The sequence below is a fragment of the Rhizobium binxianense genome (genome assembly GCF_028994275.1).
Lineage (GTDB): Bacteria > Pseudomonadota > Alphaproteobacteria > Rhizobiales > Rhizobiaceae > Rhizobium > Rhizobium binxianense.
This window is the reverse complement of the sequence record NZ_CP118713.1, coordinates 3494991-3511151: the sequence shown is the minus strand read 5'-3', so window position 1 is coordinate 3511151 and position 16161 is coordinate 3494991. Positions and strand designations below refer to the sequence as shown.

Below are 16161 nucleotides of genomic sequence, written 5' to 3'. Positions count from 1 at the left end.
TTCTCTTTTTATCCGGCGCGCATCGTCGTGCGGCTTGCTGTTCCCAAAATCAGTGTGTGCAATGCAGCGAGAGAAAGCAAGGAGGGTTGAAGCTTTTACGCCGACTTGGCGAAAGTGACGGCCGCCTTCAGGCCCTTGCCGTTCGGCCCCGGCTCCAGCGTCAGGTCGGCATTGAACAGATTGGCGATTTCTTCGACGATCGGCAGGCCGAGGCCGGCGCCCGGCGCACCTGTTTCGTTGCCGCGCGAAAAACGCCCCCGCACCGCCTCCAGCTTGTTGCGTGGAATGCCGGGGCCGTTGTCCTCGACTTCGAGGCGGATCGTCTCTGATGCTGCGATGATGCGGACGGTGACCTCGGCCCCCTCGCCGGCATAGGCGATGGCATTTCCGGCAAGGTTGCGCAGCATTTCGCCGATCAGCAGCGGCTCGGCGCGGATCATCGCCGGGCTCTCGCCCTCGAAGCCGAGATCAATGCCGGCGACGGCAGCCGTCGGGATCTGCTCACCGGTGATTTCCTGGGCGATGGCGGCGAGATCGATGGCAGACGCGGTCAGCGCTTCCTTGGCGGTGGCAGCGTCGATCTTTGCCATCAGCAGCAGCTGGGCGAGGATGCGCTCGGCATGCGCCACGGCCTGGTCGCCCTTCAGCGCTGCCGCCTGCGCCTCGTCAAGCGAGCCGGCGCGGGCGGAGAGGGCAAGCTGGGTGCGGATGATCGCCAGCGGCGTGCGCAGCTGATGGCTGGCATTGCCGGTGAAATGGCGCAGCGCATCGAGCGCCGATTGCAGGCGGACCATGAAGGAATTCACTGTATCCACAAGCGGCTCGACCTCGCTCGGCACGATCTCTTCGATCGGATGCAGGTCATCGGGGCTGCGTTCGCCGATGGCGTCGCCGAGCTTATAGAGCGGGCGCAGAGCGACCGTGACCGAGATCCAGACGATGACGGCCGCACCCGCGATCATGAAGGCGAGACGCAGCGCCGAGCGAATGAGGATCGCCCGCGCCAGCTGGCGGCGGGCGATGGTGGTTTCGGCGACCGTCACCACGAAGGGCACGGAGCGGATGCCTGTCGAGGCGGAGCGTTCGAGGGTGGCGACGCGGATCGGCTCGCCGCGGAAGGTGTCGTCGGCGAAGGCGGCGGCATTGGGCGGCGTCTTTTTCAGGACCGGCAGCGACTGGTAGCCGGTGATGAATTGGCCCGGCGGCCCGTCGACGCGGTAGAAGACGCGGTCCTGGGCGGCCGAGGTCAGCATTTCAAGCGCGACATAGGGAATGTCGACCTGCAAAGTGCCGTCCTCGGCGACGACGACGCGTTCGGCGATAGCCAGCGCGGAGCCGGCAAGCACGCGGTCGGAGACGATGTTCGAGGTCTGGACGGCCTCGCGATAGGTGTCTGCGAGCGCCAGCGTGCCGATCACGGCGGTGGAGACGAGCAGCCAGAAGAGCAGCCGGCGCCTGAGGGAATAGGCGGCTTTCATGAGGCCTCGGGCAGCTTGTCGAGATAATAGCCGATGCCGCGGGCGGTCTTGACCGTCAGGCCGTGCGGCGAGAGGCGTTTCCTCAGGCGGCTGACATATTGCTCGATGGCATTGGCTGAAATGTCGTCGTCGAAGGCCGTCAGCGACTGGATGATCGCTTCCTTGGCGACGACCTTGCCGGCCCGCATGAACAGGATTTCGAGCAACCCAAGCTCGCGGGCGGGAATATCGAGGGGTGTCGCGCCTGATGAAAAGGTGCGGGAGTTGAGGTCGAAGGAGATGCCGCCGAAGCCGACGGTCGCCGAACGCAGCCCGGCCTGGCGGCGCAGAAGCACGCGCACGCGGGCCTCGAATTCGGCGATGTCGAAGGGTTTGATCAGATAATCGTCGGCGCCGAGATCGAGACCTTTCACCCGTTCTTCCGGCGTGCCGCGTGCCGTCAGGATGAGGACGGCTGCCTGGTTCTGCCGGGCGCGCATGGCGCGCAGTACGTCGAGCCCGTCCATCTCGGGCAGGTTGAGGTCGAGAATGACAAGATCGAAATTTTCCGCGGCGATGACCGCATTGGCGGATGCGCCGTCATGGACGACATCGACGGCATGGCCCGTACCGCGCAAGATCGCCGACAGGCCGTCGGCCAGCGCGATATTGTCTTCGGTGAGCAGAATACGCACGGATGGTTCCCCTGTTTTTCAGCGAGCTTACAGAGGTGCCGATCTGATGTCACAGCGATTTTCCGGAATGGGTGAACGGCGCCGTGAAAAGGCGCTTTAGCTGCCGGTCCTTTCGACCCGTTCACGCTGCGTCATTGCGGCGGTGAGGAGTTGCTGGAAGCGGGGATCGTCGCGGATATTGTCGAGATCGGAATCGTTATTGAACCATTTGATATGGTAGACGGAGCTGTTCGGCAGCAGCTTCTGCAAGAGATCGATCGCCTCATCGACATCGCCGAGGACGGAATAGACACAGGCGAGATTATACTGCGCGACGATGTCGTCGGGATCGATGGCGATCGCACGGGCGGCCCAATGGCGTGCTCTCGTCACATCGCCCATATGGGCAAGCGCCAGCGCGCCGCGATGGGCGGGGCCGGAATTTTCCGGATTGAGGTTCAGCGCGCGTTCGGCGCGCAGCAGGCCGAGGCGCGCCCAGTTTTCCGTATCCAGCAGACGGCCGAGCGAGCGATAGGCAGACATCAGATGGATCGGCGAGACGTAATCGTCGGGGCGGATCTCGGCGGCGCGGGTGAAATATTGAACCGATTCGGCAAAGTTGCCGTGCATGAAGAAGAACCGGGCATAATGGAAATTCGCCTCGAAGAGGTTCGGGTCGAGCGCCAAGGCACGTTCGAAGGCCGCCGCCGCCCTGTCGTCAAAGCCGCTCTGATGCAGGGCGAGACCATGAGAGGCGTGAGCCTCGGGAAGGTCGGGATCAAGCGCGAGCGCGCGGGCGCTCATGTCGAGGATGCGCCGCAGCGGCACGTCGTCAGGGGCCCAATCGCGGATCGCCGCGTCGCAATCGGCAATACCGGCATAGGCGCGGGCATAATCCGGATCGAGCTCCACCGCCTTGCAGAACATGCGCCTGGCGAGCTGCAGATAGGATTTTGTCCAGGTGTGGGAGAGCTGGCGGCCCCGGAGATAATAGGTATAGGCCTCGACATTGGCGGTCGGCTCAGTGGTGATCGCCTTCTTTTCTTCCGGCAGCAGACGCACCTTCAACTGGCCGACGATCGCATGGGTGATCTCGTCCTGGATGGCGAAGATGTCCGTGAGGTCGCGGTCGTAGCGCTCGGCCCAGAGATGGTCGCCGTTGGCGGTGTCGATCAGCTGGCCGGAAATGCGCACGCGATTGCCGAAGATGCGCACACTTCCCTCGAGCACGTAGCGCACACCAAGTTCCTGGGCGAGCCGTTTCACCTTCACCGATATGCCCTTATAGGTGAAGATGGTGTTGCGCGGCACAACGTTCAGGCTGGAGATCTTGGAGAGATCGGTGATGATGTCTTCGGTAATGCCGTCGGAGAAATAATCCTGGTCGGCATCGCCGCTCATATTGGTGAAGGGCAGCACCGCGATGAAGCAGGTATTGCGGTTCTGTGCGACCAACCTGGCTGAGGAGGGCGGCGCCAGGGTGACGGTATAGACCTGTACCGGCTGCCGGATGTTCTTCAACGTATGTTCGCCGATGAATTCGAAGCCGAGATTGAGGCGCGAGCCGACCTGATCGCGCACCGAGGCGGACACGGCGATGCCGCCGGGCGCTGCGATACGCTCGAGTCTGGCGGCGAGATTGACGCCATCGCCGAATATGTCTCCATTCTCGACCACGACGTCGCCGAGATTGATGCCGATGCGGAATTCGACGCGCTCGTCCTTGGGCACGCTCTCGTTGCGGGCCGCCATGCTGCGCTGGATTTCGGCGGCGCAGGCGACCGCGTTCACCACACTCTGGAATTCGGCAAGGATGCCGTCGCCGGTGAGTTTGACGATCCGGCCCTTGTAATCCGAGATACGAATGTCGACCAGCTCGCAGCGATGACGGTTCAGAGCCTGCAGCGTGCCTGACTCATCGATGCCCATCAGTCGGCTGTAGCCGACGACATCCGCAGCAAGAATAGCGCTCAGTCGTCGTTCCATGACCCCTCCCAGGATCTTCCCAGTTTAGTCCAGCTTTTTATAGAGTTTTTGTCGTGTAGAGTCGCCCCCTGAATAAAAATTCTGGAGGATTCGACGTTATGACACGGCAGCGCGACCATATATCGTCGCCGATCTTCATCAATACTCTGAATGGGTGAAGGATGGCCTTCAGCGCTAATCCTTTGTGATGAAATGACGATTCTAATCGGAGAAAGAGAAGGGATCTTCTTCGGAGATGCTTCAAGATCGGCATTAGAGAAGTAGCTGTCGATCGGTTGGGGCGTGAACCGGACCCAATGCATCGCTTGGAAGACGATCGTGAGGGATATGCAGCACCGTATGGAGGGTGATTCGCGGTTGCTGTCAGGCCGGCGCCGGTTATCGTGGCGACGTTCATGCGCCAAGGAGATTTTGGATGACCGGTTCGGCCCGCAATTTTCTGGAGTTTCACGATATTTCGGAGGCCGGGCTTCGATCGATTGTCGCGCGTGCCGGTGCGCTTGCCAAAGCCTGGGATGAGCGCGCCATGCCGCAGAGCCTTGCGGGCAAACGCGTCGCGCTGATTGCCGACGATGGTGGCTGGCGCAATACGAGCGCCTTCGATCTCGGCATCCAGGCGATGGGCGGTATCTGCGCGCATGTGCCGATCGGCTTCAATGTCAGGGAGGAGACCGGTGATCTTGCGGGTTATCTCGGCAACTGGTTCGACATGCTGGTGATCCGCACGAAAGAGCTTGCGACATTGAAGGCAGTGGCGGCAGCCTCGCCGGTGCCTGTCATCAATGCGCGCACACGCTCCAACCACCCTTGCGAGACGCTCGGCGACCTTGCCTATATCAACAGCCGGCGGGGCTCGATCGACAGGTTGAAGGTCGTTGGCGTGGCGGCGGACGCAAATATCCTGCGCTCCTGGGTCGAAGCGTCGATCGCATTGCCGATCGAGGTGGTGCAAGTCTTTCCCGAAAGCTGGCATATCAGTGACGCCGCGCTGCGCAACAGGCGTTTTCGCGTGAGCACCGATATGGGCGAGTTACTGGATGCCGACATCGTCATCACCGATTCATGGCCGGGCGATGCCGCCTCGGAGGCGCTTGCCAGCTACCGGATCGGCGCCGATGTGCTCGATCGTTTGTCGGAGGATGCGATCTTCCTGCCATGCCCGCCGGTCAGGCGCGGCGAGGAGGTGACGGCCGAAGCGATGGAGCATCCGTGCTGCCAAAGCCGCGCCGCCAAGGCCTTTCTGCTCCATGCGCAAAATGCGCTGATGGAGTGGGTCATTGCCTAGAGCCTTTCCGGGTTAGATTGCAGCATTCTGTTGGCTCAAACGGAGTCGGATGGTCGACCGGCCGGCGCGCGTCGTAGCCCAGTTCTACGGCCAAGCCGGCCGGTCGATCAGCCGGCCCGTTTCAGCCAACCCGAAGGGCCGGGCATCTTTCCGCCAGGATCAAAGGCGATCGGCTCGGACGTACCTGGGGGTATGCCCTTCGCCAATCGCCTCTGCCCTGACGAAAACCTGCTCCGGCAGAATGCCGCAATCTAACCCGGAAAGGCTCTAGATCCGGTTGCTCCTCCCGGCATGCTCAGGCATTGTTGCGACATGAGGAGAGTTTTCATCTTGCTGCTGGCGTTCTGGCCGGGCTTTGCGCTCGCCGATCAGACCTTTTATCCGGCAAAGTCGGGCAATGCCGATGCGGCGGTGCTGACGGTTTATTCCTCGCTTGACGAACCGTTGGCGCAGCCGATGATCCGGGGTTTCCAGGAGGCCAATCCCGACATCGCGGTCAAATACGAAGACATGCTGACTGGCGATATCTACGACCGGATCGTCAAGGAGACGGATGCCGGCAACAAGACGGCGGATTTCGCCTTTTCCTCGGCGATGGATCTGCAGGTGAAGCTGTCCAACGATGGGTATGCGCAGGTCAGCAATCTGCCGATGAGTGCGGCATGGCCGAAATGGGCGAACTGGCGCAACACCGCCTATGCGCTGACCTTCGAGCCGGCGGTGTTCGTCTATCACAAGCCGAGCTTTGCGCATGAGCCGGTGCCGCGTTCGCGGGCGGAATTCGTCGACTATCTGAAACGCAAGGGCAATGCGGTTTATGGCCGGATCAGCACCTACGATATCGAGCGCTCCGGGGTCGGCTTTCTGTTCATGGCGCGTGACCAGGAGCAATTCGGCGACATCTGGTCGGTGATCGGGGCGATGGGGGCTGCCGGCGTCAAGCTCTATTCGACGAGTTCGGCGATCCTCGAGCGTGTTGCCGACGGGCGCTTCGTGCTCGGCTACAATATTCTCGGCTCCTATGCGGCCGACTGGGCATCACGCTATCCGGATGTCGGCATCGTGCTGCCGAAGGATTATACGGTGGTGATGTCGCGGATCGGCCTGGTGCCGCAGGCGGCCGCCGAGCCGGAACTCGGGCGGCGTTATCTCGCCTTCTTCATGTCGAGGGAAGGGCAGACGATCATGGCCCGCGAGCTGCAGATCCCGGCCGTCAGTCCCGAGGTGGCGGGGGAAAATACCGCCAATACGCTGCAGGAACTGCTCGGCGCCCAACTTCGGCCGGTGCCGGTCAGCCCCGGGCTGATGGTCTATCTCGACCAGGTTAAACGGGCACGGCTGATTGCGCACTGGAACGAGGTCCTGCGGGCGCAGTGAAGATGTCAGCTTGCAACCGTTTACTTTAAACCGGAAATTGGACCGCCACCCCCCAATTACGGCAAAAAAGTGTCCTGTGCTTCTGGATATCTCGCCGATGTCAGCTAAATGACAGCTTGTTGTGGTCGCTTTGGCTACTTCTTCTCCGTGGAGGCGGAGAGCTGAAGCTTTGGGAGGTTTTCCGCTCGTCATTCAGGACATTTGTGTCCGCTGATCAGCCATTCCTCCCGATTCCCTGGAGAATAACAGGCGGTTTGCTCAGCCGCCCACGGAGGACACATCGTGAAGCATACATTCATCGCAACCCTTCTTGCCGCGACCATCGCGCTGCCGGCCTATGCGGCCGACTACACCATCATCGCGCCTGCCGCTCCGGGCGGCGGCTGGGACCAGACGGCCCGTTCGCTGCAGACCGCATTGCAGCAGGAGAAAATCTCCGGCAACGTGCAGGTCCAGAACGTTCCGGGCGCCGGCGGCACCATCGGCCTTGCACAGTTCAGCAGCCAGGCTGCCGGCAATCCGAACTCGCTGATCGTCGGCGGCTATGTCATGGTCGGCGCAATTCTCACCAACAAATCGCCGGTGACGCTCAAGGACGTTACGCCGATCGCCCGCCTGACCGGCGAATATGAAGCCGTCGTCGTTCCCGCTTCTTCCGAGATCAAGACCATGGCCGATCTGGTCGCGGCGCTGAAGAAGGATCCGGGTTCGGTTTCCTGGGGCGGCGGTTCGGCCGGCGGTACCGACCACATCACGGTCGGCCTGATCGCCAAGGCCTCCGGCGTCGATCCGACGAAGATCAACTATGTCGCCTTCTCCGGCGGCGGTGAGGCGCTCGCCGCCATTCTCGGCGGCCAGGTCACAGCAGGCGTCTCGAGCTACAGCGAGTTCGAATCGCAGGTGAAATCCGGCACGCTCCGTCTTCTCGCCGTATCGAGCGACAAGCGTATCGACGGCGTCGATGCCCCGACGCTGAAGGAAGCCGGCACCGACGTCACCATCCAGAACTGGCGCATGGTTGCCGCTGCGCCCGGCCTGTCGGCCGAGCAGGTGGCAAGCATCACCGCCGATTTCGAGAAGCTGCATAGCTCCGCCACCTGGCAGGAAACCTTGAAGACCAAGGGCTGGGCCGACACCTATCTGTCCGGCGACGCCTTCAAGGCGCAGCTCGAGAAGGATGTCTCCGCCACTGAAGGCATTCTCAAAGATATCGGACTTGTTCAATGAGCGAGGATAACACATCCTCGGCAACCGAGCGCCGCCCTGATTGGGCGGCGTTCATCATTGCCGTTTTCCTCTTCGTCGTCGCCGGCGTGATGGCCTGGGATGCCCTGCATCTGAAAACCATTGCGCAGTACGACCGCATCGGTCCGGCGACCGTGCCGCAAGTGGTGGCGTTCGGCCTCTTCTGTCTCGGGATCTGGACCGCCTTCGAAGCCTGGCGCGGCGATTTTCCGGAACGTGACCGCCAGGAAGTCGCACCCGTCATCTGGATCGTCGCCGGTCTTGCCGGCCAGATGCTGCTTTTGCGCGTCGCCGGCTTCTCGATCGCGACCGGCATCCTCTTCGCGCTGACGGCACGCGGCTTCGGCAAACGCAAGCTCTGGATCTCGCTGCCGCTTGGCATCGTCTTCAGCTTCGCCGTCTGGGCAATCTTCTCGCAGCTGTTGCAACTGACGCTGCCCGCCGGCCCGCTCGAACATCTGTTCTTCTGACCGCGCGGACGCGCTGTCAGCTCTTTTGATTTTGCGCGGCGCCTGACCCCGAAATCGGATGGTCGGGAACGCCGCTTGGGACACCAAGATGAGCACATTCGAATTCCTATGGCAGGGTATCCTGGTTGCGATGCAGCCGATGAACCTGGTTTATGCGCTGGTCGGCGTGACGCTCGGCACCGCCGTCGGCGTGCTTCCCGGCATCGGCCCGGCACTCACCGTGGCGCTGCTGTTGCCGGTCACCTACAAGCTCGATCCCGGCGGTTCGCTGATCATGTTCGCCGGCATCTATTACGGCGGCATGTATGGCGGTTCGACGACCTCGATCCTGCTCAACACGCCGGGTGAAAGCGCCTCGATCGTCACCGCGCTCGAGGGCAACAAGATGGCGCGCGCCGGGCGTGGCGGACCGGCCCTGGCGACAGCGGCGATCGGCTCCTTCGTCGCCGGCCTGATCGCCACGCTCGGGCTTGCCTTCATCGCTCCCTATATCGTCAAGCTGGCGCTGGTCTTCGGGCCGCGCGAATATTTCGCGCTGATGGTGCTTGCTTTCGTCACCGTTTCCTCGGCCTTCGGCGATTCGGCATTGAGAGGGCTGACCTCGCTGTTTATCGGTTTTGCGCTCGCCATGGTCGGCATCGACCAGCAGACCGGGCAGGCGCGGCTGTCCTTCGGTATTCCCGACCTGCTCGACGGTGTCGAGGTGACGACGCTTGCCGTGGCGATGTTTGCGATCGGCGAGACGCTTTATATCGCCGCGCAGGGCAACCGGATCGCCGAGAAGGTCGAGGCGGTCAAGGGTTCGCTCTGGATGACCGCTGAGGACTGGGCGCGCTCGTGGAAGCCCTGGCTGCGCGGCACGCTGATCGGTTTCCCGATCGGCGCGATGCCGGCGGGCGGCGCCGAAATCGGCACCTTCCTCTCCTATGCGACCGAAAAGCGGCTGGCGAAGAACCCGGAGGAATTCGGCCATGGCGCGATCGAAGGCGTGGCCGGTCCCGAGGCAGCGAACAACGCGTCGGCCGCCGGCACGCTGGTGCCGCTTCTGACACTTGGCCTGCCGACGACGGCGACGGCGGCGATCATGCTGGCCGGCTTCCAGCAATACGGCTTGCAGCCGGGGCCGCTGCTGTTTGCCACCAATCCGCAACTCGTCTGGGGACTGATCGCCAGCCTGCTCATCGCCAATGCGATGCTGTTGGTGCTGAACCTGCCGATGATCGGGCTCTGGGTGCGGTTGCTGACCATTCCCAAGCCATGGCTCTATGCGGGCATCCTGCTGTTTGCGACGCTTGGAACGATCGGTGCCAATCCATCGGTGTTCGAGCTCGGCATGCTGCTCACCTTTGGCTTGCTCGGCTATGTGATGCGGCTCTTCGGCTATCCGATCGCTCCCACCGTCGTCGGCCTGATCCTCGGGCCGCTTGCCGAGCAGCAGCTGCGCCGGGCGCTGGCGATCAGCCAGGGCGATGTGACGATGCTTGTCATGTCGCCGATCGCGGCGGGTCTGCTCATCGTTGCGGCGGCGGCCTTCCTCATCCCGCTGATCCTGCGGCTGCGCGGCCGCGGCCAGGTGCTGTCGCAGCTGGCGGCAAACGAAGACTAAAAAGACGACCTTACCCCTGCCTCGCGGCCGGCCATGGAGACATGCGCCGGCCTCTTCTTTTTGCATGGCTGCGGTGATTTTACGTGCATTGTTGCGGCGCGCTCGGGTGCCCACCTATGAATGGTCAATCATAGAGTGAGAGAAGAAGACAATGTCCGCTACCCGCAGTTCAATCCATACCGGTTTCCTTGGCCGCGCATTTGCTGCGCTCGGCGCCGCAAATGCCGTCAGCGCCGCCGTCGAAGCCGGCCGCCGTCCGCGTGCCCGCGACCTTAAGGAACTCGGCATTGATCCGGTCTCCTTCGGTCAGGTCATCCGCTAGACCTTCCAGCCATGCATGAATGAATTAGCCCGCAACCGGATGGTCGCGGGCTTTATTTTTCTGAAAGGGTGCCGTAGTGCCGAGCACCGCGGCCCGTAAAATCAGGCGTGAAGCTCTTCCTGTCCGGCGGCTTGATCTTCCACCCGCTCACGCTTGTTGTGGCGGATGGACGACCAGAGCGACAAGCCGATCAGCGCCGCGCCGCCGAGGCCGGTGATCACCTCGGGGATGTGCACCAGGGTCTGCGCATACATGATCACCGAGAGGATCAGGATGGCGTAGAAGGCGCCATGCTCGAGATAGCGGTATTCGGCAAGCGTTCCCTTTTCCACCAGCATGATCGTCATCGAGCGCACATACATGGCGCCGATGCCGAGGCCGATGGCGATGACGAAGAGGTTCTGTGTCAGCGCAAAGGCGCCGATGACGCCGTCGAAGGAGAAGCTGGCATCCAGCACCTCGAGATAGATGAAGGCGCCGAGACCGCCCTTGGCGGCAGCGCTCATCGTCTTTTGCGAGGCATCGAGCAGTCCGCCGACCACTTCGACCGCGAGGAAGGTGAGCAGGCCGTAGATGGCGCAATGGACGAAGACGGTGGCTTCCTCACCGCCGATCAGCCAGGAGAAAACCAGCATCAGCGCCAGCACGAAGGCGATCTCGATGCCCTTGATGGTGGCCGAACGCGCCATCACCCTTTCCAGGCCCGGAAGCCAGTGGATTTCCTTCTTGTGGTCGAAGAAGTAGTTGAGGCCGACCATCATCAGGAAGGTGCCGCCGAAGGCTGCGATCGGCAGATGCGCATCGTTCATGATGCGGGCATATTCGGCCGGCTCGCGGGCGGCAAGCACCAGAGCATCCCAGGGGCCGATCTGTGCCGCAATGGCGACGATCGCCAGCGGGAAGACGATGCGCATGCCGAAGACGGCGATGATGATGCCCCAGGTGAGGAAGCGCTTCTGCCAGACCGGCGTCATCTCCTTCAGCTTGTTGGCATTGACGATGGCATTGTCGAAGGACAGCGAAATCTCCAGCACCGCAAGCACGGTGCAGATGAAGAAGACGGTCGCCATCCCGCCGATCGTGCCTGTGGTCTGCCAACCGAGCACGGCGCCAAGAACGAGGCCGAGGGCAGTGACGATGAAGGCCCAGCGGAAATAGCTGAGCGAGGATGGGGTCGCGGGCTGGTTCATGGCCGCACCTCGCGGCCGCAAATCGTGTTGACGAGGGTGGCTATGCTGGAAAGACGCGGCACGCCACCACGGGCATGCGGGTCAGGCATGGTGAGCTTGTTCATCGATGAAAAATCCGCCGGCTAAGCTGCAGGCGGTACCGACATCACGAGAGCGCCGTTAAAACTCTCGCCAGAGGGGCCCGGCACCAAAGTTCCCCGTCAGCCGATGTCTGGAAGGCTGCGGGATAGGCCCTAGGTAATGAACTTCCCCAGCCAGTCAAGGCCGGCCGCCCTTCGACATCAGGTGATTTTTTTGGGAACCATCTCGGTGCCTGCCCGTTAGGCTCTGGTTGAGCTTAAAAAAGGAGGCCGATGATGCACACTTCGACCCATATTCCCGACAAACGCACGGAGGCGTCCGACCGCATGAAGCGGGCAAAGCCGAACCGCATGCAGAAGGCGCAGGTACTGCCGCCGCATCATGTCGACCTGACGCTGACGCCCGGCGTCTATCACGACATTCACGTGCCGGCCCACGTTAGCGGTGCAGATCTTTCCAAGGGTGGTCCCGACATCAAAGGCAATACAGAGACCAAGAAATGACCAGCATTCGGGAAGCCTCTTTGACGCGCCGACGCTAAATTTGAAGGGTGAGAAACATATGACGATCAACTTTGTGCCCCGCGAGATTTTCATCCGGCACGAAAATGAATGGCAGGCGGTCCGCGAGGCGGCGGACGAGCGCATCAATATCGGCAAACGCCAGAAACCGCTTGCCGCGTCCATGGACGGCACGGCAGCGGCTGGAAGAAGCGATCCTTCGGTCGCATGCTCCGAGTGAGCAACAGAGATTAACGCCGATAGGGGCGCCCGGCACGATGCCGGGCGCCGTTTTATTGGCCTTTGTCCCGATCGACACGCTGTCCGGAATTGTAGCCGAACCGTTGTTCGAGCTTACCGAAGGCGAAGAGCACGCAGATGGCCGCCAGCGTCGTGAAGAAGGCGATCGGCCAATAACCGAAGCCCATGGCGAGGCCGATCGCGCCGGAAAGCCACATGCCGGCCCCCGTCGTCAGCCCGTGCACCCGGCCTCTTGCAAAGACGATCATGCCGGCAGCAAGGAAGGCGACGCCGGCGGTTACGGCTTCGATGACGCGCAGCGGATCGATGCGCACCTGCTCGTCATCGGAAAAACCCGGCATGTGCACGGCCTCGATCGAAATGATGGCGAAGAGGGCCGCGGCAAGACTGATCAGGATATGGGTCCGGAAGCCTGCCGGGCGGTCGCGGGCCTCACGCTCGAAGCCGATCAGCCCGCCGAAGACGATGGCGCCGAGCAGGCGGGCGAAGATGACGGGATAGTGGATACGCGACGCCGGTATCATGTCGGCGATGATCAGATCCATGGATTTCTCCCCAGAACATACGGAATTTTTCGCTGGCTAACGTATGGGCGCGGAATTTGTTCAGCTTTTTTCACTCAAGGACGTGGGTCGTTGCGCTCCAGCGTTGCGCGACTTTTTCGACGCAGCCCCGGCGATTGCATGTCATCGAACCAAAGATCGGGGATCAAGCATCATCCTGTTGCGGCGCCAACCTTTCAGAAAGGATTGGGCGGCGATAATTGCGGCCTCACGGGAATCGGACAGATGGCCAAGACAGCGACACGCGGCCGCCGCAAGGCGCCGGCGAGAGGAAAGAGCAAAGCCCGCAGCAGCGGTGGTGGATTATTGCCCTGGGCGGTGATCGGCATTGCCGCAATCGGCGGCATCGTTGCCCACGACAACTGGAAGAAGATCCAGCCGATGCTTGCAAGGCAATCGGCGCCGGTCATGCAGGAAACGGCGGAGCCGAAACCTCCCCTCAGGAAGGACGTGCCGACGGAGCAGGTGGCGCTGGCCACACCCATGCCGAAAGCCGTACAGCCGGTGCCACAGTCGCAGCTGCTGCCGCCGGCGACGATCCCGACGCCGACCATCCAGCCGGTCAAGGCGGTGGCTCCGGCCTCCACAGGCGCTGCGGAAACGGGGACGGCGGCCTTCGGCTATTGCGGGCAGGGCGCGCATATCAATTGCGTCGGCGACGGCGGCGTCTTCTGGTACAAAGGCGAGAAGATCGTCATCGCCGATATGGCAAGCCCTGTCGTCGACCAGGCGCGCTGTGACGGCGAGCGCCGGGTCGCCTTTGCCGCCAAGTCGCGTCTGCTCGGGCTTCTGAACGCCGGCCCCTTCACCATGAATGCGGCGGGCAAGACCGATTCCTCGGGCGCACCGCGCGTCGTCTCGCGTGACGGGCGCTCTTTCGGCGCGCAGCTGATCAATGAGGGGCTGGCACGCAAACCGGGGGCTGCCGGCGGCGCCTGGTGCGCCTGAGGGACGGTGGCTATTTGCCCTTTTTCACCAGCTTGCCGCCGGTGCGGAAGCTGCCGGTAAAGGAGGAATCCTTGCTTTCGGCCGTGCATTCGATCGCGATCGGCTTGCCGGAATAGGGATTGCCGAAGGTGCAGAAGCCGGCGACCTTGACCTCCCCGGTCATCTTGTTGCCGACACCCGTGGTGACGAGGCTGAGCGGCAGGCGGGCATTGCCGTTGGAAGCGGGCTTGATGCCGCTGCCATCGCCCTGGAAGCCGAGCGCCTTGCCATCCGAGGTGAAGATGAAGGTGACCAGGCCGTTGGCCAGCGTGACGCTGGCAAGCTCGTTCTTGCAGCCCTTGGTGGCGTCGAACTTGGCGACAACAAGCTTGGCGCATTTGCCGGAAAGCGTAATGACGCCCGGCGCGCCGGGGAACGTCTCGGCAGGAGCAGCCGGCGCTGCCGAGGCCGGCAAGGCAAGGGCGGTGGAAAAAATTGCGGCGGCAACAAGCGCGGATAATTTCATTTCGATCTCAAACCCCATGTCGTGACGCCACGTCCTGGCGCCATATTCTGGCGAAGCGAATCAGTGCCTCAGCCTCGGTTCGCCATGGCATGGTTCTGTGTCCGAATTTGGCTCTGTTATCGACGGCATCACGATTTCGTCGACGGCCGGATCGGCGATCGGTGGCGAATGAGCGGAAGGTTTTTTGAACTGACTGGATACAAGGCCCGGATGGCTTGGGATGCCGACATCGACAACGAACCGATGTGACATGACGGCGGCAGGCGCTCATCGAGCGCCTGCCGTCTTGAACGTAGTTCCGGGTTCGACGCACTTCTGGTCAAGGGGAATGGGCCCAGGCAGGGAAGTCCAGGCCCATTCTTTCCCGATCGGAGGTCAAGTCAGATCAGGAATTTGTGGCCGCCGGCCCACGGCGCCGCGCGTCTCTTCAGATGCACAAAGGGCGCTGTGGTATTTGATTGCCGGCAGCCTCTTATTAGAACGAGCGCTGCAGGCGGAAGTAGCCCGAGGTTACGTCTGTCGCATTGTCCGGATCGAGGTACTGAACCGAAACCTTTGCGGAGAAGTTGTCAACGATCTGGTAGTCGATCGTCACGCCGGCCTTCCAGGCGTTGACGTCATCGTTGAACTCGCCGGCAGTGATGCCGAAGTTGTCGTAGTACTGAACAGCCGGGGTGATCTTCAGCTTGTCGGTCGCCTTGATGGCGTATTCAGCAGCAATCGCCCATTCAGCCTTGTTGTAGTAGGCGTTCGGGTTGCTGGCGTAGACAACTGCGAGGCCGAGCGTGCCCGGACCAACAGCAACCGTACCCATAGCACGGACGGCGCCTTCTTCGTTGTCGGTGTCGTAACCGCCAGTGATCTGGTAGCTGAATGCACCAGCCTTGCCGCCGAGGCCGACGGCAACGCCGACGTTGTTGGCGGTTTCGCCATTGAAGAACGGGCTGTCTTCCAGCTCGTCAACGCTGATGCCGGCGTAGAAGGCGTCGGTTTCGTACTGATAACGCAGCGAGTTATGCAGCGTGACCGGAGAACCGATATCGTCGGTTTCGCCGGAGAGGCCGTCGTCCCACCAGCTGTAGAACAGACCAGCGCGGAAGCCGGCGATGTCGATGTAAGCCGAGTCGAGCTGGGCCTTTTGAGCCGTAGCGTTGTCAGCATTGAACTGCATGACGATGACGCCGGTCAGCGGACCGTACTCGGTGTCGCTCTTGGCGGTGAACTGAACCTGGCCGCGCGTACGTGCGTCCCAATCCGAGTCGTTGGCGACAGAACCGCCGCCGGCAGCGCCGATCGAGCTGGCGTTCGGAGCAACGTCAACCTGGAAACGGATGTAACCGTTGATCTTGAGGCAGGTTTCGGTGCCCGGGATGTAGAAGTAGCCGGTGCCGTAGGCGTCGCAGACGCGGACGTATTCAACCGGTTCCGGCTCGGCAGCAACGATAGCGTCAGCAGCCTGGGCGCCGGATACTGCTGCGAGAGCAGCAGCGGAGCCGAGAAGAAGGCTCTTGATGTTCATGGAATAACCTCCAGTTCAGATGCAAGAGGATGAAGACCGTTGCCATCGGCAGTCCCTACGATCTTCAACCCGTGTGACCGAAGCGGCACCTTTTTGGCTCGGTGCCTGCCTCGCCGCGGAACTTACACAGGGGATGTTGCGCCGCAATAATGATCTCGACCATGACAGCAGG

16 protein-coding genes are annotated in these 16161 nt (G+C 62.1%); 9 read left to right on the top strand and 7 right to left on the bottom strand.

Annotated features, from left to right (window positions below; translation table 11 throughout):
* Positions 1 to 95: 95 nt before the first annotated feature.
* The 3 genes from PO860_RS17305 to PO860_RS17295 all read right to left on the bottom strand — a co-directional run bounded on the left by PO860_RS17305 (position 96) and on the right by PO860_RS17295 (position 4117).
* On the bottom strand, positions 96 to 1478 hold the full coding sequence (locus tag PO860_RS17305; protein ID WP_272783868.1) for a sensor histidine kinase: 1383 nt from the start codon (positions 1476 to 1478) through the stop codon (positions 96 to 98).
* Positions 1475 to 2152, bottom strand: coding sequence for a response regulator (locus PO860_RS17300; RefSeq protein ID WP_003542898.1), 678 nt, complete (start codon positions 2150 to 2152; stop codon positions 1475 to 1477). The genes PO860_RS17305 and PO860_RS17300 overlap by 4 nt, the downstream gene beginning before the upstream one ends.
* 96 nt (positions 2153 to 2248) lie before the next feature.
* Positions 2249 to 4117, bottom strand: coding sequence for an adenylate/guanylate cyclase domain-containing protein (locus PO860_RS17295; RefSeq protein ID WP_273884927.1), 1869 nt, complete (start codon positions 4115 to 4117; stop codon positions 2249 to 2251).
* A 415-nt stretch (positions 4118 to 4532) separates the two neighbouring features.
* Between PO860_RS17295 and PO860_RS17290 the strand changes: the two genes are divergently transcribed.
* The 6 genes from PO860_RS17290 to PO860_RS17265 all read left to right on the top strand — a co-directional run bounded on the left by PO860_RS17290 (position 4533) and on the right by PO860_RS17265 (position 10422).
* On the top strand, positions 4533 to 5402 hold the full coding sequence (locus tag PO860_RS17290; protein WP_273884928.1) for an ornithine carbamoyltransferase: 870 nt from the start codon (positions 4533 to 4535) through the stop codon (positions 5400 to 5402).
* 330 nt (positions 5403 to 5732) lie between these two features.
* Positions 5733 to 6779: an ABC transporter substrate-binding protein gene (locus PO860_RS17285; RefSeq protein WP_273884929.1), complete on the top strand. Its 1047-nt coding sequence runs from the start codon at positions 5733 to 5735 to the stop codon at positions 6777 to 6779.
* A 282-nt stretch (positions 6780 to 7061) separates the two neighbouring features.
* The gene (locus PO860_RS17280) at positions 7062 to 8006 is read left to right on the top strand and encodes a Bug family tripartite tricarboxylate transporter substrate binding protein (RefSeq protein ID WP_272783872.1); all 945 of its coding nucleotides are present in this window, start codon (positions 7062 to 7064) and stop codon (positions 8004 to 8006) included.
* Positions 8003 to 8494 carry a tripartite tricarboxylate transporter TctB family protein gene (locus PO860_RS17275; RefSeq protein WP_183609506.1) on the top strand — a complete coding sequence of 164 codons (492 nt, stop codon included), beginning with the start codon at positions 8003 to 8005 and terminating at the stop codon, positions 8492 to 8494. The genes PO860_RS17280 and PO860_RS17275 overlap by 4 nt, the downstream gene beginning before the upstream one ends.
* An 88-nt stretch (positions 8495 to 8582) precedes the next feature.
* The gene (locus PO860_RS17270; RefSeq protein WP_183609507.1) at positions 8583 to 10100 is read left to right on the top strand and encodes a tripartite tricarboxylate transporter permease; all 1518 of its coding nucleotides are present in this window, start codon (positions 8583 to 8585) and stop codon (positions 10098 to 10100) included.
* 151 nt (positions 10101 to 10251) lie between these two features.
* The gene (locus PO860_RS17265; protein WP_183609508.1) at positions 10252 to 10422 is read left to right on the top strand and encodes a hypothetical protein; all 171 of its coding nucleotides are present in this window, start codon (positions 10252 to 10254) and stop codon (positions 10420 to 10422) included.
* 101 nt (positions 10423 to 10523) lie between these two features.
* On the opposite strand, the gene PO860_RS17260 is transcribed toward PO860_RS17265, so the two are convergent.
* Positions 10524 to 11612, bottom strand: coding sequence for a DUF475 domain-containing protein (locus PO860_RS17260; RefSeq protein WP_272783873.1), 1089 nt, complete (start codon positions 11610 to 11612; stop codon positions 10524 to 10526).
* A 353-nt stretch (positions 11613 to 11965) separates the two neighbouring features.
* On the opposite strand from PO860_RS17260, the gene PO860_RS17255 reads away from it, so the two are divergent.
* A complete protein-coding gene (locus PO860_RS17255) occupies positions 11966 to 12196 on the top strand; it encodes a hypothetical protein (RefSeq protein ID WP_097618241.1) in 231 nt (76 codons plus the stop codon).
* 58 nt (positions 12197 to 12254) lie between these two features.
* Positions 12255 to 12434 (top strand): hypothetical protein, encoded by a 180-nt coding sequence (locus PO860_RS17250; protein ID WP_275037904.1) that lies wholly within the window; start codon positions 12255 to 12257, stop codon positions 12432 to 12434.
* Between the two features lie 52 nt (positions 12435 to 12486).
* On the opposite strand, the gene PO860_RS17245 is transcribed toward PO860_RS17250, so the two are convergent.
* Complete coding sequence (locus tag PO860_RS17245) at positions 12487 to 12999, bottom strand: MgtC/SapB family protein (protein WP_272783875.1); 513 nt, start codon at positions 12997 to 12999, stop codon at positions 12487 to 12489.
* 243 nt (positions 13000 to 13242) lie between these two features.
* On the opposite strand from PO860_RS17245, the gene PO860_RS17240 reads away from it, so the two are divergent.
* Entirely contained in the window at positions 13243 to 13965 is a 723-nt protein-coding gene (locus PO860_RS17240) for a hypothetical protein (RefSeq protein WP_272783876.1), read from the top strand.
* Positions 13966 to 13975: 10 nt separating this feature from the next.
* On the opposite strand, the gene PO860_RS17235 is transcribed toward PO860_RS17240, so the two are convergent.
* Both PO860_RS17235 and PO860_RS17230 read right to left on the bottom strand, forming a co-directional pair.
* The gene (locus PO860_RS17235) at positions 13976 to 14470 is read right to left on the bottom strand and encodes a hypothetical protein (RefSeq protein WP_246718383.1); all 495 of its coding nucleotides are present in this window, start codon (positions 14468 to 14470) and stop codon (positions 13976 to 13978) included.
* A gap of 475 nt (positions 14471 to 14945) precedes the next feature.
* Positions 14946 to 15989, bottom strand: a complete 1044-nt coding sequence (locus PO860_RS17230) for a porin (protein WP_273884930.1) — start codon at positions 15987 to 15989, stop codon at positions 14946 to 14948.
* Positions 15990 to 16161 lie beyond the last annotated feature (172 nt).

What these genes read in the sequence shown, in the direction of transcription:
- PO860_RS17305 (WP_272783868.1), bottom strand. Translation starts at nt 1,478, where the DNA reads ATGAAAGCCGCCTATTCCCTCAGGCGCCGGCTGCTCTTCTGGCTGCTC.
- PO860_RS17295 (WP_273884927.1), bottom strand. Translation starts at nt 4,117, where the DNA reads ATGGAACGACGACTGAGCGCTATTCTTGCTGCGGATGTCGTCGGCTAC.
- PO860_RS17290 (WP_273884928.1), top strand. Translation starts at nt 4,533, where the DNA reads ATGACCGGTTCGGCCCGCAATTTTCTGGAGTTTCACGATATTTCGGAG.
- PO860_RS17275 (WP_183609506.1), top strand. Translation starts at nt 8,003, where the DNA reads ATGAGCGAGGATAACACATCCTCGGCAACCGAGCGCCGCCCTGATTGG.
- PO860_RS17270 (WP_183609507.1), top strand. Translation starts at nt 8,583, where the DNA reads ATGAGCACATTCGAATTCCTATGGCAGGGTATCCTGGTTGCGATGCAG.
- PO860_RS17265 (WP_183609508.1), top strand. Translation starts at nt 10,252, where the DNA reads ATGTCCGCTACCCGCAGTTCAATCCATACCGGTTTCCTTGGCCGCGCA.
- PO860_RS17260 (WP_272783873.1), bottom strand. Translation starts at nt 11,612, where the DNA reads ATGAACCAGCCCGCGACCCCATCCTCGCTCAGCTATTTCCGCTGGGCC.
- PO860_RS17255 (WP_097618241.1), top strand. Translation starts at nt 11,966, where the DNA reads ATGATGCACACTTCGACCCATATTCCCGACAAACGCACGGAGGCGTCC.
- PO860_RS17250 (WP_275037904.1), top strand. Translation starts at nt 12,255, where the DNA reads ATGACGATCAACTTTGTGCCCCGCGAGATTTTCATCCGGCACGAAAAT.
- PO860_RS17245 (WP_272783875.1), bottom strand. Translation starts at nt 12,999, where the DNA reads ATGGATCTGATCATCGCCGACATGATACCGGCGTCGCGTATCCACTAT.
- PO860_RS17240 (WP_272783876.1), top strand. Translation starts at nt 13,243, where the DNA reads ATGGCCAAGACAGCGACACGCGGCCGCCGCAAGGCGCCGGCGAGAGGA.
- PO860_RS17235 (WP_246718383.1), bottom strand. Translation starts at nt 14,470, where the DNA reads ATGAAATTATCCGCGCTTGTTGCCGCCGCAATTTTTTCCACCGCCCTT.
- PO860_RS17230 (WP_273884930.1), bottom strand. Translation starts at nt 15,989, where the DNA reads ATGAACATCAAGAGCCTTCTTCTCGGCTCCGCTGCTGCTCTCGCAGCA.